The organism is Haloferax sp. Atlit-6N, assembly GCF_003383195.1.
GTDB classification, from domain to species: domain Archaea; phylum Halobacteriota; class Halobacteria; order Halobacteriales; family Haloferacaceae; genus Haloferax; species Haloferax gibbonsii.
The window spans coordinates 1,211,952-1,234,132 of sequence record NZ_QEQJ01000001.1 but is presented as its reverse complement, the minus strand read 5'-3'; the positions used below and the strand labels follow the sequence as shown (position 1 = coordinate 1,234,132).

Sequence of the window (22,181 nt, the reverse complement as noted above, 5' to 3'; positions counted from 1 at the left end):
GAGTCCACGAACGCGTACTGGAGTTCACCGAGAAATACCCCGAACTGGCCGAAACGCCGGTGTGCGAAACACACGGTCGAAAACTCCGGCGCATCGTGACCGAAGCGGACTGGCGCGATACGTACGTTGAAGCAGAGAGCCCGATGGAAAACGGGTTCTACGTGACGGAGTTAGAGAAACGCCGCGCAGCGACGTGGGCGGACGCCCTGAGCGCGTTTCTCACCTCGCACGTCGATTACAAAGGACTGCTCGCGCGCTTCGCGAACGACGACGGCGATGAGTTCGAACTCCCGCTGACCGACGCCTGGGGCGAGACGTACTCGCGCAAGCAGTACGCTCGCGCGCTCGCGCTCCAGCGGCAGATGGGCGGCGGCGAACGCCCGTCCGGCGGCGAAGCAGTCGCGGCGTGGGGTTCGCCCGCGACCGCGATGCTCACGTTCACCGCCTCGTCCGTGCCGAACGGGGAGCGACTGCCGCCGGTCGAACACACCGACGCGCTCCACGACGCGTTTTCGTACGACGGCGTGCGCGACACGCTGCGCAACACGATGGAATATCATCTCGGCCTCGAGGCCGACGAATGGGGATACTGGCTCCAAGCAGAACCGCACGGAATGGGCGGCGACGGCAGCGGGATGAACGCGTGCTACTCGCACCTGCACGTGGGCGTCTACTTCGACGCGGCCGACCTCGACCTCGAAGTGGTCGGCCCGGAGTTCGAACGCGTGATAGACAAACACGTCGAAGAGTGCGAATACGCCTCGTTCAGTGCCCACGACTACAGAAACACGGACTACCTGAACGATTCGGACGGCTGCATCTCGCTGAACGCCGGCGTCGAAAACATGGGTTCGTACCTCGCGGCGTACATGGGCGGCTACACCGAGGAGCTGCTGGACAAGCCGGTCGAATACCTCGCGTGGGGCGCAATCTACTGGTCGGCTGCTCGACGCCGAACCTCTCGCTCGAAAATCGTCACGGAAGCCATCAAAGCGGACGCGTGCGAACAGCGCGCGGAGTCCAGCGAGTCGAACCAGACCGACGCGCACGGCGAGGCCGTCGTGTGGAACGACGGCCGCGGCCCCGACGTAGTGTGCGCGTGCTGTAACTCCGGCTGGGCCATCGACCAGGAACGGCTCGACGAACCGGTTCCTGACGACGACCTCGCCGAAGCCCTCGCGGATGGCGGCGAATCGGACGCCTCGGATTCGGAACTCTCGCTGGCTGAACGTTGGCCGAGCGCCAAAGCAGCGGCGAGTGTCGGTGAATCGCCGACAAAGACGCGGATACGGAAGCGCGTAGAAACGGAACTGAAGTACAGCGACGAGACGCCTTCGGTGGCGTCGATGCTCGGACGGAACATGATTGACCCGAAGCATGCCGAGTTCGTCGAATCGGTGATGAACGGGGAGGACGATTCCGAACCAGAATCGTTCCGCCGTGCATCGCTCTCGTCCGAGTGGCGACTGGAAGCGATTATCGACCGCGACGGCGAGGAGCACCTGCCCGGAGGTGGCGGCGTCGACATGGCTCCGCTGAAACTTCCCGTCCAGCGCATCCTCGACGAGACGAGACTACAGCACAGTCTCGGCCGTGGGGAGATGTGGCGGTGCTCGGAGTGCAACTTCGCGTACCACGACGACGGGACGATGCTTGCACGTCACCTCGTCGGAGAGCATGGTATCACGGACCCGGAGAGCGCGGATCACGTACTGCAGGTGGACGACTACTACGACGAAGATAGGGAGTGTATGCGGCACCCGGCAGTAATGAGTAACTGAAACTCATATACTCATATTCACAATGACATACAGGTAGAATATTGATGAAACTACAGAAAGAAACAACAGTATTGTTGCATTTGTCACGGCGGAACGAGTCTCACTAAAACTAGCTTCAAGTTCGCCATTGAACAAATAGTGGAGTATCACTTTGACGAGTGTATAGCAATTTATTATTTCGTATTTCGCTGAAAACCCATCATATTCTGACCATTGTACCTTGGAGAGCTCAGCATGTTGGTAAATATTCTTTACATTTAAGAAGATTGAGAATACTAATGATATCGAAACAAGAACCGCTAACGATTCCATACCTTCTGTGCTCAGGAAAAAGAGGACCTGAATAGGAACTAGTGCGTTGACCGTTTCGGCTATATTATTCACAAATGGAATGAACGGAGTCTCAGCAATTTTGTCGGCTGATATTGCACTTGCTAAACCTGTGGTAGCTTTCAGCACAAATGGGTAGAGGTAGACCACGGAACCAATCAGACACAGTAGAACGAAATTTGTTGATGCTCGGACAAATGACGAAAAGTTAGATGCGTAAACCCAAAAGATAACGTTGTCAGTCTGGCATTCGAATTCAGCTATGTCGCTTTCATCAACTTTGACAAAATTCGATCTGGCCTGCTGAATACCGAACCTTAGCACCGCACCGAGATATAATATAAGTAGAATATCTGAAATTATAATAAATCCTAACCCAACTATAGCAAATAATCCGACAGAATATAATAGGATGTCTATTAGTATCTCAGGATATCTTCTCGGGATCACCTCTAAGAAAATGACCATTAGTGTCGCAGCTCCAAACGAAAGAGAAGTGAAAACCAATGATAACCCGGTGGACCTGCCGATAGAACTGTTGAATGTCTTAAAACGAACTCTCGTGAAAGATAGCGACCTCTTCACATGTTTTAGTAATTCGGGATCGATCTCACCTGGCTCAGTTATACTTTCTATGAAATTCGATATTATTTTGGATTTAGTTTCATCTACGCCTGCTCTGATAGCTGATTTTCTCTCATGAAATTTTGATAAGATACCTGAAAGTACGTTCCTGACAGTCTCCATTGAGGTGTTGAAATGTCTGTTTGATAATAATGCTTGACCCCATTGTACTCTGTTAGGACAGTTTATGTTCAACTGAAAGCAAGTCAGCTAAACATTTTCAGTATTCAGGATAAGCAGGTATATCGAGAAAACCGCTAGCGTGGACAGGTAATTGAATTAGAGACTATTTGGACTAGTTCTTCTCCCCATTCGTCTTCTTCCAATAATTCATCTAAACTCCTTAAGTAGTTAATATATTGGCCTCGGACTAGTACCTTATATTCAGGAGCGATCTCAGGAGGCCACTGAATGTCTTGAACTACAGCATCCCGACATCGGTTTAACATGGATATTGTATGTCCTACAACTGTTGCGACAAAAGGCCACAGCGGGGCAAGTCCATTCTCATTTATTTGGCTGTCTTCCCAGCACTCAGTAAATTTTGAATAAGGTTCAGTATTGGTACGTACTGAATATCCATTTTCTCCCACATGTATTGTTTCAAGTGTTTTCCCATTATGAATAACATCATCTCTGAAGTTTCTAATCTTCTCAAACATTTCTACTTCTTCAGCGTAGAAATTGGCGATCGATGGTGTCAAACCATATTTCTGCATGATGTTTTCTTTACCGTCCGGGTTATTCACCTTTGCAACCATTGATCTGAATGAATTACTAGGTAAACTATTCTTCCCGCCATCAACCAACTCAATGTGATCCCAAGTATTCGCTATCACGAACTGAGCTAAATCATAAATACTCCTACAAACCGAGAAGATATATTCTATTTCTGTTTTTATGAACGGTTCGGTATCTAATGTACTCAAATTGGACATGTATTGAGCTGATGCCAACTTCATCATAGATGTGGAAAGGTGTCGAACATCAGTGATTATCCTACTCAAGAGCGACATAACGTCCGGCCAAGAGGCGTGCTGATAATAGAAATTGAAAAATGGCATTAAGATATCGTCCTCACTTTCGCCCTTTTTACCAAAGTACAACGAAACCACTGGCTCCGCAATAAATGGAACCACTTTCCCATCACGGATTACGTATACCAACCAGTCTTCTTGCTCAGCCCAACCGGGTAGCCCAGAAGTATCATAGTCTGGGTCGTATACCGGAATACTTGGAACAGCTCGATTACCGATATTACTCGAAATGTGTGTCAACTTTTTCAATTCGTCTCGATAGATTCCATCCTCGATTTCCATGCAGAATGTGGGTCATGTCAATACTAAAACTTCTCCCCTAGCGATTGTGTCTACAGTTTATCCTGTTTACTTTCACTAGACTATATCTCACGGTTACTGTCTTCTGGTTTCATCTATTTTCTGTATGGCATCTGAACCAATGTCGTTCGACGACTTCGAAGAAACGCAAGTCGAAGACGACTACGACGACGGAGTAGAGGAAATCAAGTTCGAAGTAGACGAGCCGGTCATCGGCGTTATCGTCGACATCGACCACGACGTGGGACCGAACGAAAACGACGTGATTCACCTCGCCCGCGGCGGCGACCTCGGCGACCGGGTGAAGTTCTGGTCGAACGGCCAGATTCGCCGGACCATCGACAAAAAGGGCCTCTCGAACGGGAGCTGGCTCGCGGTCAAGAAGACCGCCGAGACGCGGACGTACGAACTCGAAAACGACGACGGCTCGACCGAAGAACGCGAGTACCACGTGTTCGACGTGAGGGGCGAGTAATGGCGTCGCGCTACTCGCAGGGTCTCAGCGGCCTCGCGTCCGATTACGCGATGCTGCGGACCATCCCGGCGCTGCTGTCGGTCGTGTTCGTCGCGACCGGCCTGTACGCCTTCGGCGGTATCTCCGACATCACCATCACGTGGCTGTCGAACTACACGCTGACGAGCGAGCACGCGACGCTCGGCGGGATTCTCGTGTACGCTGTGGCGTTCATGTCCAGCGAGACGAAGTCGCTCGAGCACTACGAGCCGTGGGAAATGGCGTTCATCGTGGCGTCGCCCGCTGTCATCCTCGGATGGCAGTACGTGACCGAACTGAAGGATCTCCTGCTCGGACTGGGCGACCCGCTGGGCGCGCAAGTCGCGTTCCTGATTACGGTCGTCGGCTGGGCGGTCGCTGTGAGGTAACCAGACCATGACCCTTCCTTTCGGCCTCTCCAGACTCGAAGCGACTGCGACACTCGGCTACCTCGCCGCGTGTCTCGGCGCAGCCGCGTTCATCATCACGGGAGGTCTCTGATGCGCGAGTTCGCTCGACGCACCCTCGCGCTCGTCTTCGTGGTGCTGGTGGTCACGACCGCGGCGACCGGCCCGGTCGCTGCGGCCTCGACGACGGTCACCGTCGACTACGAGCACTGCGGACCGACTGACCTGCTCGAACAGACGTTTTCGATGTTGCTCGGTGGTGACAAGGAGGCCTGCTTGCAGGGCGGTGTCTCCTACGATGACCTCGAAAACATCACGTCGACCGACGGCTACGCGGCCGGTCTCGCGGTTGATGACTCCGTGGAGTCGTTCAACACGACGCTCGAAAACCGCCTACAGGACACCCGAACGGTCGCCTACTCGAAGGCGAAGATTCAGGTCGTCAACGACATCAACAACGGGACCGCTGAAACGCTCGCCAAAGAGCGCGCGAACGAGACGGTGACGGCGTATTACGCTCAAATTGAGCGCAATATCATCCGTGACTGGAACGCGAAAATGTCGGAACTGGAGTACCTGAACCAGACTGAGACTGGCTTTGCGTTCCACGAACCGAGTGACAGCGACGAATACCAAATTCCCGGTCAGTACGCTGAGAATCCTGATGGATTCCAAACGGGAGTTCACCAGATGAACTACACGCTCGTCAACGGGACGAACGTCACAATGAAATTCTGGCTCCAACCGCACAACGTCGGCGGTGACGGAACCGGCGCGAACGCTGCAGTTGGGGTCTTGCCGAAGACTTCGCTCGCGCCGGACCTGTACGCCTACTCGAACGAGCTTCACGGCTGGTCGACCGGTGGTGACTACTACTCTGCGAGTGACGGTCTTGCCGTTCAGTCGCCGTCGACCTCTAACTACACTGGTGTTCTGTACGGTGCCGACTACACCGGCCTGCTCGAAGACCTCGACACCCAACAACAGCAGGTGCAGGCGAACATGGCGCAGGTTGTCGAAGGCTACTACGCTCAGTACGCCGCTGGCGATATCGACTCGACGGACCTCGCCCGCCTCGACCCGTCGACCATCGGCGCGGAAGCGTCGACCGAGTTCAACACGACCGGCTACTACTCGTACGCGGCCGTGCAACTCGCGTCGATTGGCTACTCCGGCGACCTCAACTCCTCGCACACCATCGCGGTCGAAGGACAGAACGGGACGACCATCGTCAACGGGACGATGTTCTACACCGGCGAGGACGCCCCCGCTGGCTGGGACACCGGCTCGACCTACCAGTTCGCGGACTACAACGGGACGTTCTACTTCGCGTACCAGAACGCGAACGACAGCGGGATTTACGACCTCTCGGAGTACGGTGAGAACTTCACTATCGTCGAAGCGTTCAACGTCCACACCGGTGAGGCCGTCAACACGACCTCGACCCAGCAGTACGTCTATGAGGACACGAACGCGACCGCGCTCCAGTCGCAACTCGACCAACTGCTTGAACTCCGAGAGTGGTTCGAGCAAGAGGCTGGAACCGCAGGGTCGACCGACGGCGGTCGAAACCCGGCTGGAGGACTGAACACGCAAGTTATCGGCGGCGCGCTGCTGGTCGGCGCGGCGGCGGTGCTGCTCATCCAGCGGGAGGGCAACAAGTAGGATGTTCGTCTTCCTGCTGAAGCAGCTCCCCATCGGGCTCATCCTCGGTGTGGTCATCATCGCCGCTGGGCTCCAGTTCATCGGCGTCGACCTCATCGGGATGGGCTCGGACCTGCTGCTCGACCTGCTCGGCGTGCCCGACTGGTCGGGCGACTGGCTCGGGTCGCTGCTGTAACGCTCGCCAACCTCCCTGCCCCACCCCTACCCGTATGACTCGAATACACACCATCATACTCGTCAGTTGCATCGCTCTGCTGCTCGCCGTTCCCAGTACAGTCGTCGCTCAAGAGACCGCGAACGCGTCTGCTCCGACAGAGACGACGACAGCCGCGGCTCCGACCACGGCTTCGGAGTCGTCGAACGAGAACGAGACGACGTACTTCGGCGACGTGGCCGGCGACCCGCTGCTGCGTATCGTCGACGCTGAATACCGCGATGGCACCGCCATCATCACGCTCGAAGCGGACGCCCCGCGGCTGGTGACGGTGACCGCGCCGACCGGCTCGACCTCGGCCGGCGTCGCCTCTGGTAACATCGTCCGTCGCTCCGTGCCGAAAGGACGCTCGACGATTCGCGTCGCGTCGCCCGAACCGCGGGTGACGCTGACGACCTCGACCAGCATCAGAAACGAACAGTACACCGAAATCCGGTTCGAGGACGGCTCGGCGCTTATCGCCGGTCCGTTCACCGGAACAGACGTGCGAGACGCGGCTATCGGCGGCGCGTTCGGCACGTCGTTCGGTGCGCTCCTGATAATCGTCCGGCGGCGCTTCGGCCTCCACCGTGGCATGGAGCGTGTGGCATGAGCGACGACGCCGAAAGCGGAGCTGCGCCTCAGCGGGAAACTCCCGACGAACCAGAACTGGGCGCGGCCTCGACGACGGTCGCACCGGACCGCGACGCGGGACGGCTCGTAACAGCGTTCGTGTGGGTGATGCGCTACGGCGTTCACCTCGCCGTGGCTGGCTCGCTGCTGCTCGTGGGCCTCGTGCTCGTCTTCGACGTGCACGTGCCTCGCTCGCTCCAAATCATCGGCCTCACGGCTGGCCTCTCGGCGGTCATCGCCGGACGCTGGGTCGGCGGGCAGGCCGTCGACCTGATGGGCGGTCCACAGATGATGTGGCTCGTTGACCTCGACCTGCTCGAGCGCGACGGCGCGGGTGTCTACACCTGCCCGACGCCGCGGTGGTCCGAGTGGACAGTCGTCGACGGCCAACTGTGGTGGGCGACGCCGAACCTCGCGTTCGGCCGTGGCGTCGACCTCGACGCGCGGGAAGTCGCCGGGACGTGGGTCGGCTCGCTGCCGGACCCGGTGCTGGCGCGGGCGCTCGAATACCTCCGGTACAATCGGAAACAGTTGGAGCCGAAGGCGCGGAAGGGCGAATCGCTCGAAATCAACTCCTTCGCTATCGTCCGGGCGGCGGCGGTCAAGACCGTGAAACACGTCGTGCGGACGTTCGAGAAAGGCGCGCTGCCGGACGACGGCGACGCGCTGCACGCAGAGATTGATAGCGTGCTCGAAGATTTCGACCTGGACGGCTCGGATTCCATCTTCGACGAAGACCCGACCGAGTGGGCACCTGGTGACGGCGACCCTGCACCGGACCCACTGGCCGACCTCGACCAGCGACGGAAGCAACACGCGGCCAACGGTGAATCAGAATGAAACTCGAACTCGAACTTTCGACGCGCGAACAGTACATAATCGCCCTCTCGCTATCGGTCGGTATCGTCGCTGGCCTGTGGTTCGGTATCCTGATGATACCGCCGCGGGCGCTCGACGTGCCGATGCGCTTCCTCGAGGACGGCGCGGTGGCGGCGTCGTACTACCCGGTGACGAATATGCACGTGTTCATCTCGGCGGCCCTGCCGCTGGCGACGGCATACCTCGTGCGGAACCACGCGCGAGACGACGGGACGGACGACGCAGACGAGCTCACGCCTGACCGCTCCGACGGTGACGGAGATGGGCGCGACTCCGCTCACGACCTCGACGGCAGTTCGACCCGTGAGTTCGGCCCGCATCCCCTCGACGGAGGTGAATCCGCGTGACTGACCCGGATACTACCGCTGAGTGCGACTACTGCGGACGGCCGATGTTTCCCCGGAACCCCACGGCGAAGGGACACCTCTGCCGGCGTTGCCTCCACGACATTCAGGTGGGTGACCGGCTGTGACCGACGAACGACTGCTGACGGCGGCGAAGTTGTACGAACAAGTACGCGGGCGCATCGACGGCGACCACCGGCTGCTCGACCACGCGGGACTACCGGTCTCGAAGGGTGACCACGCGAACCTGTCGTTCCTGAACTCGCTCGACCTCACCGAGGACGACGAACTGGCCGACTCGTTCGCCGAGACCTCGCTGGGCAGGCTCGTCGATTCGTCGCTGCGGACCCAGGCCGCGACCCGCGCGGTGCAGTCGTCGCACGCGACCGCGCTTTCGTACCTCGTCGGCGTGACCCAGCAGGACCTCGACGCCAGTTCGCTGACGCTCCCGCTGCGGCTCGTCGACGAGCTGGAAAACGGCGGTGGTCTCACGACGATCACCGGCGCGGGGAACCCGAACACGGGCAAGACGAACACGATGTTCCTGCTGAACGGCGACCTCGCGCGGGCGCACTTCGGCGACGACCTGCTGGTCATCTCGAACGTCGGCACGTGGGACGGAGCGGACATCGTGGTGCGGTCGATGTACGACCTGATGGACGTGCTGCTCACCCACCGCGAACGACCGAAGACCGTCACCATCGACGAAGGTTCGACGCACTTCGACGCCCGGACGTTCAGCCGCGAAGTGGCGTCCCAGTGGACGCCGGCGATTAAGCGGTTCTCGAAGCTCGGCGTCGAGTCCGTCGGCGTGGTGAGCCACACGGGGAAGGACGTGCATCCCGAACAGAAACGGCTCTCGACGCTGTCGTTCTACAAAGAGGCGCAGGACGAAGTGACGTTCTACCGCGACTGGGACGCCGATTCAGACTCGCCCGATGGTGAGCTGTTCGGCGGCTCGCTCGTGAACCTCGAACCGACGTTAGAGAAGTACGACCCCGACGACGCCGCGCCGTGGGCGTGGAACCTGCCGAGTGACCTCTTTCAGGAGCAGTTCGAGAGCTGGGAGGAGTTTCACGAATTACTGGTCAAATAGTCTTGAAATACCGACATAGACTGTATCACAATTCAATATCATCTTCTTCCCAGAACCCTTGTCTGTGCACTTCACGCCCAATTAACCCCATTACGAGTATGGTGGCAAGCGAAAGAGCAGCGTATGGTCCTTGTGTAGCGTTTACGCTATCCAGTAAGGCAGTTGCAGCTTGGATAACACCAGTAAATACCAATCCTAGTGTTAGAGTTGCAAGTATTCTGTTTACCTTATACTGTCTTTTATGACGCTCTCTTTCCCGTTCGATTTTATCTTTCTCTGTCTGTCGCTTATGAGCAACGTCAAACCCCCTTTCAGTTAGTCTGATACTTTTCCATGATGAGTCTGGAACCTCACGAATCTCGATTAAGCCGGCTGTTTTCATCTCGTCGATTATCCGCTTCTGTGCTTCTGAATTAAGTTTCCAAAAATCACTATCAGCAGGTAGCTCTCCATCAAGATCGGAAGGTTTGGGCTCTTCACCTTCTGTGAGTGTCGTTAGATACCTGCCGTCTAATCCACCAAAATATATTGCATCAAGAATATCTGCCCAGATCGGATTTTCATCCTCCATATTGGTTCTCAATGCAATGTCGAAGGATAATATGTTTGGATGGTAACACGCTCGTAGATAATAATATTCACAGAAAGGTTCAATTCCCCACCATGTCCTCTCGTAGATAGTGTACCGCTATACGCCGGACGAAATCGACTACGAACGCGCCAACCACCAAGCGAAAGTCCAGGACCGAAAGAACCTCGACGTAAAGCGAATCGGGAACCTTGGTGAACTCGCGTTCGAACAGTTCTGCCGCGAATACCTCCCTGTTGAGCTATGGGAGTGGAAGAACGAAGAAGCGATGCGGCGATGCAACCCTGAAAGTTTCTCGTCGTACGACTTCGAAGTGTTCGGCTACGAGGTCGACGTGAAGACCTCGCGCGACGTGTCTGCGTTCCTTCCCGAAACCCTCCTCGACAACGACCCGGATGACGACATCATCGTGATGGTATGGCACCGAGACAACGAAGACAGTCTCATTCTGCTCGGCTGGGAGCGCACCGAGACGCTGAAATCGAAAGCGGCCTCGCAGGAGAAGTATTCCGGCGAAGAACCTGAGAAACTGGATCACCTCGCGGCTCGACCGATGAACGAGCTCATCGACCTCGGACCGAACACGGCGTACATGAATCAGAAGCCGAAGAATCCGTTCTCACCGGGCGACCGCGTGAAAAAGAAGGGCGACGAGAATGCGTCAGTTGCGATTGTCGTGGAGGTGCTGCCGCCGGAACAGAACACCGGCGCGTACGGTGTGGAGATGGAAGGTGAAGCGGTCAGCGTTGCGTTCCCGTCCAGCCTCGACGAAGGTCCGGGGAACTGGGAAACGATTCACCCGGCGCTGTATGCGTCGTACTGCTATGACCAAAATATCAGGCTCTACACGTACAAGCACTCGAATCTGGAGTTTGCTGAGAAGGTGTAATCCCGGACTGATGCAGTTTCAAACTTTGATCTGGTTGCTGTTGTGTAGTCGGGTGCAAATAACTTGATTAAACGATCCACTTGCAGGCCTTCAGACACTAATCTTCTTTAGGGTAGTTAGGTGTCTAGTGGCGTTATCTCACCAAAGGGATGCCCTGCGGAATATTCGAACTTCATCCCACAGCAAGAACAGGTTGTAACGTTGGTCTTTGACCATGCTTGGTCATAATACTCAAGCTCGTAGGGGTCACTCTCAATTGTTTCGTTACAGACACTACAATCAAACTTAGCGACAACTTCAATCGTTGAAATATTTGAGTAGTCTTCTGGCTCTTCTGAAACAGCCTTTAACATAATCTCAGCGCTTTCTTTATCATAATTTCGCGGCCACCACGCATCTTCCTCATCTGTTTCTGCCCCGATGAACTCTCTAACTTGTTGTTGCAACTCTTCATCAGAGTCAATTAACGTCACTAAAGTCAAACCATGGTCAGTAAGCTTGACGTACTCTGGTTTATCGCCAAGAATAACAGTATCAAAACCCCCACCGTGAGACTCAAACTGGATTCGTTTCAGCCGGTCGAAGCCGTCTTTAATGCGATCTTCTTGTATAGGATCTAAACCCAATTCCTTAGAAATTGACTTTATCTTTCCGGGGAAAACAGTATAATTCCGGGCTCGGTTCGTTCCTACGCCTCTAACACGGGACATTGCGAGGAGCCACAGGGCAGCTTCTTTACCAAGCCTCTCCACGATCTTCATCACCTCATCGTTGTCCCAAGACACAGTAACCCATGATTGTCGTATATATTAAATCCAATCAAATCTAAAACAGATTACAAGCACAAGGTTTATCGCCCAGCCCTAGTTCTCATTGTAGTGAGAGACATGGGACGGACTAGTCCGAAGGATGCTTTGGAAAGGTTATCGTGGCATCTGAACTATCACCAGAACGAAACGGTTTCCCTCAACCAAATTTCCGAGGCAACTGGCCTATCATGGGCAACCGTCCACAAATACGCACAGGTAATCGAGAATGTACAAAAGATAGCGCCTCAGATATCACTTGAGGAAAGTGGGTTATCTGTTGGCCACCAGTCAAAGATAATGGCTGAGGCCTTCAAAGATCCCTCGTCAGCATTGGCGATGTATCTACTGTTACATGCTGAAATAGAGGGTGGTGCAACCTTTCCCATAGACAAATCAGAGCACCAACAAGTGTTAGAAGAGTTCTCAGACACACTAGAGAAACTCGAAGGACTGGGTTGGGTGGAATCTACGGATGACGAAATCAGTTTGACCCAACTTGGTGTCCAGATCGTCGGGCCTCTGCGTTCAGAGATTAAGAACACCAGTCGAGATCCAAGCAGTAGCCAGATACAGGTCTACAAACAAGGTTCGAGTGTTGTCGCAGTCAACCGGGAACCAAAGTCACAATCCCGAGATACTGAGAACAAAAAAGCCGAACGGTATGAGCCACCAGCGTCTTCAAAAACGAAGGCTAAGTGGCAATCCAACGCAGGCGAATTCACTTCGTCGGAGTACACACTCTATTCATAACTATGTCTGATGAAGAAATGTCCAGAGACGACGGAACCATCCATACTGCTAGTGAGGATTCCCCCATTCTTACTGCATATGAGCCAGATTTCCAACGAGTATTTGCTCGTGGATCTCTCCTTCGGGTTGACCAAGATGACCCAGACATTGTTCAGTTGGGATTCTGGAGTACAAAAGACGAAGGTGTTCCGACTGAAGAAGAAGACCAAATCGGTACCGGGTACCGGCTTGAAACTGAGGTTATGATGACTTGGAGAAGTGCAGTAAATTTACATAACTTACTGGAGAACTACCTTGATCAGAACCTACCTGAAAGACACCAAGACCTCTTAGAATCCTCCGACTGATTCTAAGTATCAATCTACTCCACCCATCCACCCGCCCCCTTTACGGGTAAGGGTGGTGGGTGCTTCCTCACTCGCTTTTCTCTAACGTCGAGGCGTCCAAATCCTCAGAAAGGTACTGCTCTCCTGCTTCAGACAACGTGTAGACTCCGCGGGCGACTTTCGTCAGAAGACCGTACGATTCGAGCAGACTGCACCGCTGGTTGACGTAGCCCTGACTCTTGTCGATCTCTCTGCTGATGACCTTCGGTGTCCCTGTTCCTTCGTCTGAGATATACTCCAGAATCATATCATCTGCTAAGACCCACCAATCTGCCCGCTTTCTCATACAATTCTGAATACGCTGGAGTGTGATTATCATCCCGATAAGAAGACTTCACTTATCTACGCGTGTCCTGTAAAAATGCAATCCTTATCTATACCTACGAATACCGTAGGTAGAATTAAGTACAGACGCTCTGTTCTATCGGGCAACGGAAGCTACACGCAACGCTGGCTGTCGTTCAGTCGGCGTCAAAAGCGGACCCGGTGCTCCAACACCGGCCCGCGGTGGCTCCCGTAATCAGGATACGGAAGCATGTTTGCCTACACGACTCGGGCTATTGAAGCCCCACGACAGACGTCTGTTGACAGACTGACAGAATTAGGTTTCACTTTCGCTCAAACGTACACTTTCACTCCGCGGCCATGGCTCAGTACTTTAACTAGGGGTGTCGAATGGATTACCCGGCTGACGGTCCCTTTCGAGGGTGCTCAACCTACCAAAGCCAGCACCCCCGACCCGGACCGCGGCCTCACAATGGAAGCCATGAATCAGTTATCGTACCCCGGTTGTAAGCGTAGCGAATGGGCCGGAAGTGAATCCGGTTCGGAGGTGATTCGATGAGCGACGAGCTCGACCCGATTACCCCCGAGTCGGCGATGTCGTACTACCTCGATGCTCGTCGATACGACCTCTCGGACGACACGCTCCAGTCCCATCGGTACCGACTGAAATCGTTCGTCCGCTGGCTCCAGTCGCCGGACCACGGGTCGGGCGAAGTGATGAACATGAACGACGTGGACCTGCGGACGGTTCACGCGTACCGCGTGTTCAAGCGCGAGGAGAATTTCGAGGGCGACGAACCGTGCGCCGCGGTGACGATGAAGGGGCAGGTCTCGACGCTTCGGACGTTCCTGAGCTTCATCGCTGACATCGAGGGCGTCTCGGAGGAACTCGCAGAACGCATTCGGATTCCTCGAATCGACGACGGCGAGGGAGTTTCGGATGCTGTGCTCGAGGCCGAGCGTGCGCGCTCGATTCTCGATTACCTCAATCGCTGGGAGTACGCGACGGTGGAACACGTCGCGCTGCTGCTTCTCTGGAGAACATCGTGTCGGCTCGGTGGACTGCGGGCGCTCGATGTCTCTGACTTCGACCGCGAGGAGGGCGCGCTGTGCTTCCGGCACCGGCCGACTACTGGGACTGGGCTGAAGAACGGGATGCACGGCGAACGCGACGTGTCGCTGAAGCCGCACGTCGCGAAGGTCGTTGAGGAGTACGTCGACGGTCCGCACCGCGACCGGGTGACCGACGAGCACGGTCGGGCTCCGCTGATTACGACGAGCCACGGCCGGCCGTCGACGACGACGATTCGGATGTGGTGCTACAAGTGGACGCGCCCGTGCGAGATCGGCGAGGGCTGCCCGGACGACCGCGACATCGAGGAGTGCGACGCGACGTACTTGGAACACGCGAGTACGTGTCCGTTCTCGGTTTCGTCGCACCCGTTCCGTGCTGGCTCGATTACTGCGTATCGCGATGCCGGTACTCCTCGGGAGGTGCTGTCCGACCGTGGTGATGTGAGCGAGACGGTTCTGGAGAAGCACTACGACCGTGCTTCGTCTCGCCAGCGCATGCGCCGCCGACAAGACTTCATCCCGGACGATTTGTAAGGATGTTTAAATACGCACTTTCGGGCCACGTATGCCGGGCGAGAGTCCAATATGTCAAAACCCATAGGGCCCATACGTTCTCCACACGGAATCGAGCCCACAGCGCATCGGCCGATTCTGTACGATACCGCCCCTGCTCCGGCCGTTCGAAACACGAGCGGTCCGCTCGGCGGACGTGATTCGAACGGATTTCTTGACGGACCCCGTCGCCGTCCTGCGGTCTATAGAGCCGACGGCGACCGCCCGGCGACTGCTTGCGAGCCACTCTGGCGTCGTTCCCTCGCCGTCCGTCTTCGAGCGGCGCGACGGCCCGGTTGAAACGCGCGAATCGGCCCCACGAGACGCCGCGCCACCCACTCGAAAATCCATAATGAATGTGATATATTGTGCGTGCCTATCACGGACAGGTGTATTCACCGGCCCAGGTCGTGTGCCCATCTCACACACGTCATTCGTCGTTTTAGAAGCAATCAGACGGTTCCGGCAAACGATGTTTTAGGCCACACGAAAAATTGTTTGTTCTCGGATAAGTATTAAGTGGCCTCGGTCCCAACTACTGATTGTAATGAGCACGCAGAAGTCAGTCCTCAAGGAAGCAGGCAGCGTCGGCGACAACCCCGTTCGGCTCGACACCGAGAAGGCCGAACAGATAATCGAAGCGCTGAACACCGACCTCGCGGACGCCTACGTCCTCTACCACCAGCTCCACAAGCACCACTGGAACGTCGAGGGTGCCGAGCACCTCCGCATCCACGAGTTCCTCCAGGAGGCCTACGAGGAAGTCGAGGAGGCCGCGGACGAAATCGCAGAGCGCCTCCAGTCCATCGGCGGCGTCCCCCACGCCAGCATGCCGGCGCTGAGCGAGGCGGCGACCGTCGAGCCCGAGGACGAGGACGTCTACGACATCCGCACGTCGCTCTCGAACGACCTCGAGATGTACGGCGACATCATCGAGAGCTACCGCGAGCACATCGAACTCGCCGCGGGTCTCGGCGACCACGCGACGGCGCACATGCTCCGCGAGCAGCTCATCGAAATCGAAGAACACGCCCACGTCATCGACCACTACCTCGAAGACGACACGCTCGTCCAGTAAGCACCGCCGCCGACGCGTCGGAGGACGACGCCCCCGTTCCGACGTTTCCGACGTTCGACGCTTTTTCTCGCGATAGCTGCCAGCGCTGTTCAGCTACTGCGCTCGTCAGGTCCGCACTCCGCGCAACCCGGTCCGAACGGAGTTACCGCGTGACGTCGACGGTCACGTCGCTCGAAATCCAGCCGTCGCTGTTGCCCGACTCCATGAACACCGACTTCCCCGGCCCGCCCTTGCAGACGGATATCTCGGGGGAGTCGGGTCGGTCCGGTTCCGACGCGGATTCAGCGTTCGACTGCGTACCAGCGGCCATTACGAGGGTTTAGGGAAACCTAAAACAAAAAGGGTGCGGTTCTGCGGCGGTATTTGTGTGCTATTTGTTGACAACCATCAGTACTAGGGGGCGACTTTACCGCGACGTGTTCAGCTCGCGGGGCTGTCGGGGGAGGGTTGCGACGCCGATTCGGCCGATTCGGCCGCCCCGTTCGCCTCGGTCGCTTCGCCGCGGTTGTCGCCCCCGCGGAGCAGCGTCGCCGCGAGCCGTTCGGCAACCGTCGGACTGACGTTTCCGACCAGTTGCATCGCCTCCTCTTCGTGGTCGTCGACGCCGAGCACGTCCCGACAGAACCGCGAGAGGATTCGGTAGGTGTCGTAGAGCTCTCCGGCGGCGTCGCGGCCCTCGTCGGTGAGCGTCGCGCCCTCGTAGGGCTCGTAGCGAACGAGCCCCTTCGCGTCGAGGTTCTGGAGGCGCTCGGTCGCCGCGGGCGGCGAGCGGTCGAGCGCGTCGGCGACGTAGCCCGGCGAAATCGGCGTCTCCTCGTCGTCCTCCCGCTCGGCGATGTACAGCGTGAGGAGGTACTGCGGCGCGCCGATCATACGCGGCGGACGAGGTGGTCGCGAACGGCCCGCTGGCAATCCGCGCAGACGCCCGCCGCGCGGGTCGCGGCCGTCAAGACCGGGTAGTCGGTCGCGCGGTCCTCGTAGAGATACTCGGCGAGAAACCGGTGGTCGATTTCGACCGCCGCGGTGTGGCGGGTCGCCCCGTCGAGATGCCGCTGTCGCTCGCGGACGAGTCGGTCGCACGCTTCTCGGTGGTCGGCCAGCGTCTCGTGGCGCTGCCGGAGCCCCTCGAACCCCAGTTCCGAAAGCGGCGTCGCGTCCGCCCGGCCCAGCCAGTTCTCGCACTCGTCCAGCACGGCGAGCGCCGCTCGAAGCGACCGTTCCTCGGCGTCGAGCGCCCGGCGCATCCCGTCGAGGGCCCGTTGCCGGTCCGTCGCCGCCGACACGACCGCCTCCTTGACCGCCGGTGTGAACCGCCCCCCAGCGTCGGGGGAGAGCGCCGTCGCGACCTCGGGGCCGAACTCCTCGCGAATCGTCACCGCGAGCGGTTCGGACCCGTTCACGTCGGAGACGCTGTGCGGGCGTATCGTCTCCGCGAATAGCTCGCGGACCCGCCGTCGCCCCGGGCCGGCGTCTCGTCGCGTCGCGGCGGGTATCGATGTGGTCCCGCAGGCGGTCGCTCGGACGGTCCCGCTCGGTGGGCGCTCCGGCCGTGCGGCGAGCTTTCGAACGCGCCGCTCGAACCGCTCGACTGCCCGCCGCTTCGCCAGCACCTGTTCGCGCTCGCGTTCGACGCGGTCCAGCGCGTCCCTGACGCCCGCGGTGCGCTCAGCGTTCATCTCAATCTCCCTGCGAGGACGCCGTCGACGCGGTTGCCTCGGAATCCGCTCTGGTCATACCATTTAGGGCAACCTAAAACAACATAGTGTCTTCGGTTTTTAGGCCGTCCTAAATACGAGTGGCACGGAAGCGCCCGCGCGTCGAGCGTCAGGCGGTCACTCGTCGGTCGGGTCCGGTCGTTTACCCTCCGGGACGCCCCAGCCGAGTTCGGTGAGCGACGCCACGCAGACCGCCGCGACCACGACGTGCATCAGCATCAACACGAGAACGCCCGGGACCGTCGCTCCGGGATCGACGTACAGGAGTCCGAGGTCGGGTGCGAAGGACACTACGAGCACCGCCACGGCGACCCTGAGGAACGTCCGGTCCGCGTCCGCGACGCGGCCCGCGAGCAGTCCGTAGACGAGCGTCGCCGCGACCGCGCCGGCGGCCGAGAGAAACACGACCGGTGGGTACGAAAGCGGTCCGAAGACCTCGACGAGGCCCGTTTCGAGGACGAGCGTCAACAGGAGCGCGTTCGCGACGGTCGCGACCGCCGCGGTCGCCGCTCCGCGACGCATGAGGTCCGTCCACGTCGGGCGGACCGCGGGTGTCACGGTTGCCATGATATCACATAGCACGCCATGGCTGATGAATCTACGCGTCTTCGGCGGTTCGTGATTCTCGGTGAGTCCGACGCGTGGGTCGGAGGCGGCCGGCCGCCGGTCCGACTCAGTTCCCCAACTCAGTTCCCCAACTCAGTTCCCCGGCGCAGCGTCCTGATTCAGTTCTCGGTCAGGAGCCGACGGAGCACGTAGTGGAGGATACCGCCGTTTTCGACGTACGTCACCGCGGCGGGCGTGCCGACCTGCGCGGTCACGTCGAACTCGATTTCGCTTCCGTCGTCCTTCGTGGCGACCACGGTCAGTTCGTCGTTGACTTCGAGGCCGTCGTCGAGGCCGCGGATGTCGAACTGCTCGGAGCCGTCGAGGCCGAGCGACTCCCACGAGTCGCCGTCTTCGAACTGGAGCGGGAGGACGCCCATGCCGACGAGGTTGTCGCGGTAGATGCGCTCGTAGCTCTCGGCGATGGTCGCGCGGACGCCGAGGAGGTCAGTCCCCTTGGCCGCCCAGTCGCGGCTGGAACCGGTCCCGAACTCGACGCCCGAGAGGACGACGAGCGGGGTTCCCTCCTCGCGGTAGCGCTGGCTCGCCTCGAAGACGGTCGTCTCCTCACCCGTCGGGTGGTGAACCGTGTAGCCGCCCTCCACGTCGTCGAGCATCTGGTTCTCGATGCGGACGTTGGCGAACGTCCCGCGCATCATCACCTCGTGGTTCCCGCGGCGGGAGCCGTAGGTGTTGAAGTCCACGGGGTCGACGCCGTGGTCCATGAGCCACTGGCCGGCCGGGAGCTTCGACCCGAACGGCCCGGCGGGGCTGATGTGGTCGGTCGTCACCGTGTCGCCGAGCGTCAGGAGACAGCGGGCGTCCTCGATGTCGGAGACGCCGGGTTTCTCCAGCGGGAAGTCCGTGAAGAACGGCGGCTCGCGGATGTAGGTCGATTCGTCGTCCCAGTCGTACACGTCGCCGGTCGGCGCTTCGAGCGCCTCCCAGCGCTCGTCGCCCTCGAACACCTCGGCGTACTTCTCGCGGAACATCGACGGGTCGACGCTGTCGTGGATGGTCGCTCGAATCTCGTCGGCGTCCGGCCAGATGTCGGCGAGGTAGACGGCGTTGCCCTCGTCGTCGGTGCCGAGCGGGTCGGTCTCGAGGTCGATGTCCATCCGGCCGGCGAGGCCGTAGGCGACGACGAGCGGCGGGCTGGCGAGGTAGTTCGCGCGAATCTTCGGGTGGATGCGCGCCTCGAAGTTGCGGTTGCCGCTGAGGACGCTCGTCGTCCACAGCCCGTGTTCGTCGATGGCGTTCTCGATGGGTTCCGGAAGCGGGCCGGCGTTGCCGATGCAGGTCGTACAGCCGTAGCCGACCACGTCGTAGCCGAGCGCTTCGAGGTGCGGGAGCAGGTCGGCCTTCTTCAGGTACTCCGTGACGACGCGGCTCCCCGGCGCGAGGCTCGTCTTGACGTACTCGGGAACGTCGAGACCCCGCTCCAGCGCGTTGCGCGCGAGGAGGCCCGCGGCGACCATGACCGACGGGTTCGACGTGTTCGTACAGGACGTGATGGCGCTGACGACGACGCTCCCGTGGCCGATTTCGACCGTCTCGCCGCCGAGGTCGACTTCGACGCGTTTGGTCAGTTCGCCGAGGTCGGGGTCTTCGGGGGCCGTCTCGGGCGTCTCGGTCAGCGTCCCGCCGTCGCCCGCGAGTTCGCCGTCGGGGTCGCCCCCGCCCTCGCCGAGCCAGCGGGCGATGGCCTCCTCGTCGACGTCGTCGACGACCTCCTCGAACTCGCCGTGGAGCAGTTTTCGGAAGTGCGTCTTCATGTCGCCCATGGCGACGCGGTCCTGCGGGCGCTTCGGCCCGGCGAGACTCGGCTCGACGGCGGAGAGGTCGACTTCGACCGTCTCCGTGTACTCGGGGTGTTGCTCGCCGAAGAGCCCCTGCGCGTCGAGGTACTCGCGGACGAGTTCGATGTGTTCGGGCTCGCGGCCCGTGAGTTCGAGGTAGTCCAGCGTCGCCTCGTCGACCGGGAAGACGCTGATGGTCGACCCCTGTTCGGGGGCCATGTTGGAGATGGTCGCCCGGTCGGGGACCGAGAGGTTCCCCACGCCGGGGCCGAAGAACTCGACGAACCGGTCGACGACGCCGACCTCGCGGAGCTGTTCGGTGACGTGCAACACGAGGTCGGTCGCGGTCGCCCCCTCCGGCAGTTCGCCGTCGAGTCTGACGCCGACGACCTCGGGGAGCTTCATCGTGATGGGCTGGCCGAGCATCGCCGCCTCGGCCTCGATGCCGCCGACGCCCCAGCCGACGACGCCGATGCCGCCTATCATCGGCGTGTGGCTGTCGGTGCCGACGAGCGTGTCGGGGAGGAGCCAGCGGTCGCCGCGCCACTCGCGGTCGTGGACGACGCGCCCGAGGTGTTCGAGGTTCACCTGGTGGACGATGCCCGTCCCCGGCGGGACGACGCTGAAGTTGTCGAAGGCGTTCTGCGCCCACTTGAGCGCCTTGTAGCGCTCGGCGTTGCGCTCGTACTCCAGTTCGACGTTCTTCTCGTAGGCGTCGGGCGAGCCGAAGAAGTCCACCTGCACGCTGTGGTCGATGACGAGGTCACAGGGGACCTCGGGTTCGACGAGTTTCGGGTCCTTCCCGGCGCGGTCGGCGGCCGACCGGAGTGCCGCGAGGTCGACCACCGCGGGCACGCCCGTCAGGTCCTGTAGCACCACGCGAGACGGCGTGAACGGGACTTCGACGTTCGGCACGTCCGGCTCCCACGAGGCGGCGTTCCGCACGTCCTCCTCGGTGACGATGTCGCCGTCGACGTTTCGCAGCACGGATTCAAGCAGGATGCGGATGCTCACCGGCAGTCGGTCGAGTTCGCAGAGCCCCTGTTCTTCCAGAACGGTCAGGTCCGCCATCTTGTACGTGGTTCCGTCGTGTTCGAACTCACGGACGGCGTCCAGCGTATCTGCGTCGCTCATAGTCGACTGTTAGGGTCTCCGCGGGCTTGAATGCGGGACTCGTTCTCACGGCGTCGGAATCGAGGCGAACGGAGCTCCAGAGCGGCGATATGGGATCTCTGGCGGCCTGCCGCCGGCTCACGGGGGTCTGGGGCGGGACTTCCCCAGTTCGCCGGCGACGATGACGCCGCCGTGTTCGAGAAGCGAGTACGAACAGTCCCAACAGCAGTACCGAAGGTCGTGGCCGCGGGCGACGACCACGTCGGCGCGCTCGCCGCAGCGATAACAGGGCCGGTGGTCCGCCGGGTGGATGACGCGCATCGACCTCGGATTACTCCTCGGGGACGCCGGCGACCCCGACGAACTCGTTGACCTCGTCTTGGACGTACCGGCGGACGCGCTCGCAGTAGTCCCACAGGAGGTCGTTGAACTGCTCGCGCTCCGGTTCGGTCAGGCTCTCCCCGCCCCGCGACCACGACGAGGGAATCTCCGAGTGACGGGTGCAGACGACCGAAATCGGGTGATTCTTCGGGTGTCCCATGACGACCGCGTACTCGTCCGTCCCCCAGAGTCCGTCGCCGCCGTCGCCGGCGAGCTCCGCGTCCACCTCGTCGAGAAGCTGCCGCTCCTCGGCGGTGACGGCGGCGTCGTCGCCGGCGAACAGCTCGCGGTAGGCCCGGTCGCGGGCCGTGTAGGTCCACCCGTCGAGTCGCTCGCGCGCCTGTCGGAGGAGTCGTCTGTCAGCTTCCATGAG

26 protein-coding genes are annotated in these 22,181 nt (G+C 59.4%); 14 read left to right on the top strand and 12 right to left on the bottom strand.

The genetic code is table 11. The annotated features are described in order from the left end of the window. Positions 1-59 precede the first annotated feature (59 nt). On the top strand, positions 60-1,781 hold the full coding sequence (locus tag DEQ92_RS06320; RefSeq protein ID WP_233516834.1) for a hypothetical protein: 1,722 nt from the start codon (positions 60-62) through the stop codon (positions 1,779-1,781). Positions 1,782-1,784: 3 nt separating this feature from the next. On the opposite strand, the gene DEQ92_RS23185 is transcribed toward DEQ92_RS06320, so the two are convergent. Both DEQ92_RS23185 and DEQ92_RS23180 read right to left on the bottom strand, forming a co-directional pair. Further along, on the bottom strand, positions 1,785-2,858 hold the full coding sequence (locus tag DEQ92_RS23185) for a hypothetical protein (protein ID WP_147299481.1): 1,074 nt from the start codon (positions 2,856-2,858) through the stop codon (positions 1,785-1,787). Positions 2,859-2,992: 134 nt separating this feature from the next. Beyond that, entirely contained in the window at positions 2,993-4,054 is a 1,062-nt protein-coding gene (locus DEQ92_RS23180; RefSeq protein ID WP_147299480.1) for a hypothetical protein, read from the bottom strand. A 124-nt stretch (positions 4,055-4,178) separates the two neighbouring features. On the opposite strand from DEQ92_RS23180, the gene DEQ92_RS06315 reads away from it, so the two are divergent. From DEQ92_RS06315 to DEQ92_RS06285, 8 genes are all read left to right on the top strand, one after another. Further along, positions 4,179-4,547, top strand: coding sequence for a hypothetical protein (locus DEQ92_RS06315; protein ID WP_233510298.1), 369 nt, complete (start codon positions 4,179-4,181; stop codon positions 4,545-4,547). Continuing rightward, positions 4,547-4,954, top strand: a complete 408-nt coding sequence (locus DEQ92_RS06310) for a hypothetical protein (RefSeq protein WP_004977079.1) — start codon at positions 4,547-4,549, stop codon at positions 4,952-4,954. Before DEQ92_RS06315 ends, DEQ92_RS06310 begins: the two co-directional genes overlap by 1 nt. A gap of 111 nt (positions 4,955-5,065) precedes the next feature. After that, positions 5,066-6,637, top strand: coding sequence for a hypothetical protein (locus tag DEQ92_RS06305; protein WP_115820576.1), 1,572 nt, complete (start codon positions 5,066-5,068; stop codon positions 6,635-6,637). Between the two features lies 1 nt (position 6,638). After that, positions 6,639-6,812 carry a hypothetical protein gene (locus DEQ92_RS23800; RefSeq protein WP_004977081.1) on the top strand — a complete coding sequence of 58 codons (174 nt, stop codon included), beginning with the start codon at positions 6,639-6,641 and terminating at the stop codon, positions 6,810-6,812. A gap of 34 nt (positions 6,813-6,846) precedes the next feature. After that, positions 6,847-7,443 (top strand): hypothetical protein, encoded by a 597-nt coding sequence (locus tag DEQ92_RS06300; protein ID WP_115804818.1) that lies wholly within the window; start codon positions 6,847-6,849, stop codon positions 7,441-7,443. Continuing rightward, positions 7,440-8,303, top strand: coding sequence for a hypothetical protein (locus DEQ92_RS06295; RefSeq protein ID WP_233516833.1), 864 nt, complete (start codon positions 7,440-7,442; stop codon positions 8,301-8,303). The genes DEQ92_RS06300 and DEQ92_RS06295 overlap by 4 nt, the downstream gene beginning before the upstream one ends. Then, complete coding sequence (locus DEQ92_RS06290; RefSeq protein WP_115820575.1) at positions 8,300-8,689, top strand: hypothetical protein; 390 nt, start codon at positions 8,300-8,302, stop codon at positions 8,687-8,689. The genes DEQ92_RS06295 and DEQ92_RS06290 overlap by 4 nt, the downstream gene beginning before the upstream one ends. 121 nt (positions 8,690-8,810) lie before the next feature. Beyond that, a complete protein-coding gene (locus tag DEQ92_RS06285) occupies positions 8,811-9,782 on the top strand; it encodes a hypothetical protein (protein WP_115820574.1) in 972 nt (323 codons plus the stop codon). 25 nt (positions 9,783-9,807) lie between these two features. On the opposite strand, the gene DEQ92_RS23175 is transcribed toward DEQ92_RS06285, so the two are convergent. After that, positions 9,808-10,353: a hypothetical protein gene (locus DEQ92_RS23175; protein ID WP_147299479.1), complete on the bottom strand. Its 546-nt coding sequence runs from the start codon at positions 10,351-10,353 to the stop codon at positions 9,808-9,810. Between the two features lie 109 nt (positions 10,354-10,462). Between DEQ92_RS23175 and DEQ92_RS06280 the strand changes: the two genes are divergently transcribed. Further along, positions 10,463-11,260, top strand: coding sequence for a hypothetical protein (locus DEQ92_RS06280; protein ID WP_115820573.1), 798 nt, complete (start codon positions 10,463-10,465; stop codon positions 11,258-11,260). A 116-nt stretch (positions 11,261-11,376) separates the two neighbouring features. Here the strand turns inward: DEQ92_RS06280 and DEQ92_RS23170 are convergent, their stop codons facing one another. Further along, on the bottom strand, positions 11,377-12,045 hold the full coding sequence (locus tag DEQ92_RS23170; RefSeq protein WP_147299478.1) for a hypothetical protein: 669 nt from the start codon (positions 12,043-12,045) through the stop codon (positions 11,377-11,379). Positions 12,046-12,138: 93 nt separating this feature from the next. Here DEQ92_RS23170 and DEQ92_RS23165 point away from each other — a divergent pair, with 93 nt between their 5' ends. Both DEQ92_RS23165 and DEQ92_RS06275 read left to right on the top strand, forming a co-directional pair. Beyond that, a complete protein-coding gene (locus DEQ92_RS23165) occupies positions 12,139-12,819 on the top strand; it encodes a hypothetical protein (RefSeq protein ID WP_147299477.1) in 681 nt (226 codons plus the stop codon). 17 nt (positions 12,820-12,836) lie between these two features. Further along, on the top strand, positions 12,837-13,166 hold the full coding sequence (locus tag DEQ92_RS06275; RefSeq protein ID WP_199522897.1) for a hypothetical protein: 330 nt from the start codon (positions 12,837-12,839) through the stop codon (positions 13,164-13,166). A 67-nt stretch (positions 13,167-13,233) separates the two neighbouring features. Here DEQ92_RS06275 and DEQ92_RS06270 read toward each other — a convergent pair whose 3' ends face one another. Beyond that, the gene (locus DEQ92_RS06270) at positions 13,234-13,491 is read right to left on the bottom strand and encodes a hypothetical protein (RefSeq protein WP_115820683.1); all 258 of its coding nucleotides are present in this window, start codon (positions 13,489-13,491) and stop codon (positions 13,234-13,236) included. A 554-nt stretch (positions 13,492-14,045) separates the two neighbouring features. Between DEQ92_RS06270 and DEQ92_RS06265 the strand changes: the two genes are divergently transcribed. Together DEQ92_RS06265 and dpsA are read left to right on the top strand one after the other, a co-directional pair. Beyond that, complete coding sequence (locus DEQ92_RS06265) at positions 14,046-15,098, top strand: site-specific integrase (RefSeq protein WP_115820571.1); 1,053 nt, start codon at positions 14,046-14,048, stop codon at positions 15,096-15,098. Between the two features lie 565 nt (positions 15,099-15,663). After that, a complete protein-coding gene (gene dpsA, locus DEQ92_RS06260; RefSeq protein ID WP_004065235.1) occupies positions 15,664-16,194 on the top strand; it encodes a DNA starvation/stationary phase protection protein DpsA in 531 nt (176 codons plus the stop codon). A gap of 142 nt (positions 16,195-16,336) precedes the next feature. Here dpsA and DEQ92_RS23795 read toward each other — a convergent pair whose 3' ends face one another. The 7 genes from DEQ92_RS23795 to DEQ92_RS06230 all read right to left on the bottom strand — a co-directional run bounded on the left by DEQ92_RS23795 (position 16,337) and on the right by DEQ92_RS06230 (position 22,178). Then, positions 16,337-16,504 (bottom strand): hypothetical protein, encoded by a 168-nt coding sequence (locus DEQ92_RS23795; protein ID WP_004973301.1) that lies wholly within the window; start codon positions 16,502-16,504, stop codon positions 16,337-16,339. Positions 16,505-16,614: 110 nt separating this feature from the next. Beyond that, entirely contained in the window at positions 16,615-17,067 is a 453-nt protein-coding gene (locus tag DEQ92_RS06255) for a metal-dependent transcriptional regulator (protein ID WP_004973299.1), read from the bottom strand. Further along, entirely contained in the window at positions 17,064-17,870 is an 807-nt protein-coding gene (locus DEQ92_RS06250; RefSeq protein WP_115820570.1) for a hypothetical protein, read from the bottom strand. The genes DEQ92_RS06255 and DEQ92_RS06250 overlap by 4 nt, the downstream gene beginning before the upstream one ends. Before the next feature lie 156 nt (positions 17,871-18,026). Further along, the gene (locus DEQ92_RS06245) at positions 18,027-18,476 is read right to left on the bottom strand and encodes a DUF6069 family protein (RefSeq protein WP_049904976.1); all 450 of its coding nucleotides are present in this window, start codon (positions 18,474-18,476) and stop codon (positions 18,027-18,029) included. A 158-nt stretch (positions 18,477-18,634) separates the two neighbouring features. Further along, positions 18,635-21,448, bottom strand: coding sequence for an aconitate hydratase (locus DEQ92_RS06240; protein ID WP_115820569.1), 2,814 nt, complete (start codon positions 21,446-21,448; stop codon positions 18,635-18,637). Between the two features lie 117 nt (positions 21,449-21,565). Then, positions 21,566-21,748 carry a hypothetical protein gene (locus tag DEQ92_RS06235; RefSeq protein WP_004973290.1) on the bottom strand — a complete coding sequence of 61 codons (183 nt, stop codon included), beginning with the start codon at positions 21,746-21,748 and terminating at the stop codon, positions 21,566-21,568. Between the two features lie 10 nt (positions 21,749-21,758). Then, positions 21,759-22,178, bottom strand: a complete 420-nt coding sequence (locus DEQ92_RS06230) for a hypothetical protein (RefSeq protein ID WP_050458631.1) — start codon at positions 22,176-22,178, stop codon at positions 21,759-21,761. Positions 22,179-22,181: the final 3 nt, after the last annotated feature.

Excerpts from the sequence above, each read along its gene's own strand:
- DEQ92_RS23185 (WP_147299481.1), bottom strand. The coding sequence starts at position 2,858 with ATGGAGACTGTCAGGAACGTACTTTCAGGTATCTTATCAAAATTTCAT.
- DEQ92_RS23180 (WP_147299480.1), bottom strand. The coding sequence starts at position 4,054 with ATGGAAATCGAGGATGGAATCTATCGAGACGAATTGAAAAAGTTGACA.
- DEQ92_RS06315 (WP_233510298.1), top strand. The coding sequence starts at position 4,179 with ATGGCATCTGAACCAATGTCGTTCGACGACTTCGAAGAAACGCAAGTC.
- DEQ92_RS06310 (WP_004977079.1), top strand. The coding sequence starts at position 4,547 with ATGGCGTCGCGCTACTCGCAGGGTCTCAGCGGCCTCGCGTCCGATTAC.
- DEQ92_RS06305 (WP_115820576.1), top strand. The coding sequence starts at position 5,066 with ATGCGCGAGTTCGCTCGACGCACCCTCGCGCTCGTCTTCGTGGTGCTG.
- DEQ92_RS23800 (WP_004977081.1), top strand. The coding sequence starts at position 6,639 with ATGTTCGTCTTCCTGCTGAAGCAGCTCCCCATCGGGCTCATCCTCGGT.
- DEQ92_RS06300 (WP_115804818.1), top strand. The coding sequence starts at position 6,847 with ATGACTCGAATACACACCATCATACTCGTCAGTTGCATCGCTCTGCTG.
- DEQ92_RS06295 (WP_233516833.1), top strand. The coding sequence starts at position 7,440 with ATGAGCGACGACGCCGAAAGCGGAGCTGCGCCTCAGCGGGAAACTCCC.
- DEQ92_RS06290 (WP_115820575.1), top strand. The coding sequence starts at position 8,300 with ATGAAACTCGAACTCGAACTTTCGACGCGCGAACAGTACATAATCGCC.
- DEQ92_RS23175 (WP_147299479.1), bottom strand. The coding sequence starts at position 10,353 with ATGGAGGATGAAAATCCGATCTGGGCAGATATTCTTGATGCAATATAT.
- DEQ92_RS06275 (WP_199522897.1), top strand. The coding sequence starts at position 12,837 with ATGTCCAGAGACGACGGAACCATCCATACTGCTAGTGAGGATTCCCCC.
- DEQ92_RS06270 (WP_115820683.1), bottom strand. The coding sequence starts at position 13,491 with ATGAGAAAGCGGGCAGATTGGTGGGTCTTAGCAGATGATATGATTCTG.
- DEQ92_RS06265 (WP_115820571.1), top strand. The coding sequence starts at position 14,046 with ATGAGCGACGAGCTCGACCCGATTACCCCCGAGTCGGCGATGTCGTAC.
- dpsA (WP_004065235.1), top strand. The coding sequence starts at position 15,664 with ATGAGCACGCAGAAGTCAGTCCTCAAGGAAGCAGGCAGCGTCGGCGAC.
- DEQ92_RS23795 (WP_004973301.1), bottom strand. The coding sequence starts at position 16,504 with ATGGCCGCTGGTACGCAGTCGAACGCTGAATCCGCGTCGGAACCGGAC.
- DEQ92_RS06255 (WP_004973299.1), bottom strand. The coding sequence starts at position 17,067 with ATGATCGGCGCGCCGCAGTACCTCCTCACGCTGTACATCGCCGAGCGG.
- DEQ92_RS06250 (WP_115820570.1), bottom strand. The coding sequence starts at position 17,870 with ATGAACGCTGAGCGCACCGCGGGCGTCAGGGACGCGCTGGACCGCGTC.
- DEQ92_RS06245 (WP_049904976.1), bottom strand. The coding sequence starts at position 18,476 with ATGGCAACCGTGACACCCGCGGTCCGCCCGACGTGGACGGACCTCATG.
- DEQ92_RS06240 (WP_115820569.1), bottom strand. The coding sequence starts at position 21,448 with ATGAGCGACGCAGATACGCTGGACGCCGTCCGTGAGTTCGAACACGAC.
- DEQ92_RS06235 (WP_004973290.1), bottom strand. The coding sequence starts at position 21,748 with ATGCGCGTCATCCACCCGGCGGACCACCGGCCCTGTTATCGCTGCGGC.
- DEQ92_RS06230 (WP_050458631.1), bottom strand. The coding sequence starts at position 22,178 with ATGGAAGCTGACAGACGACTCCTCCGACAGGCGCGCGAGCGACTCGAC.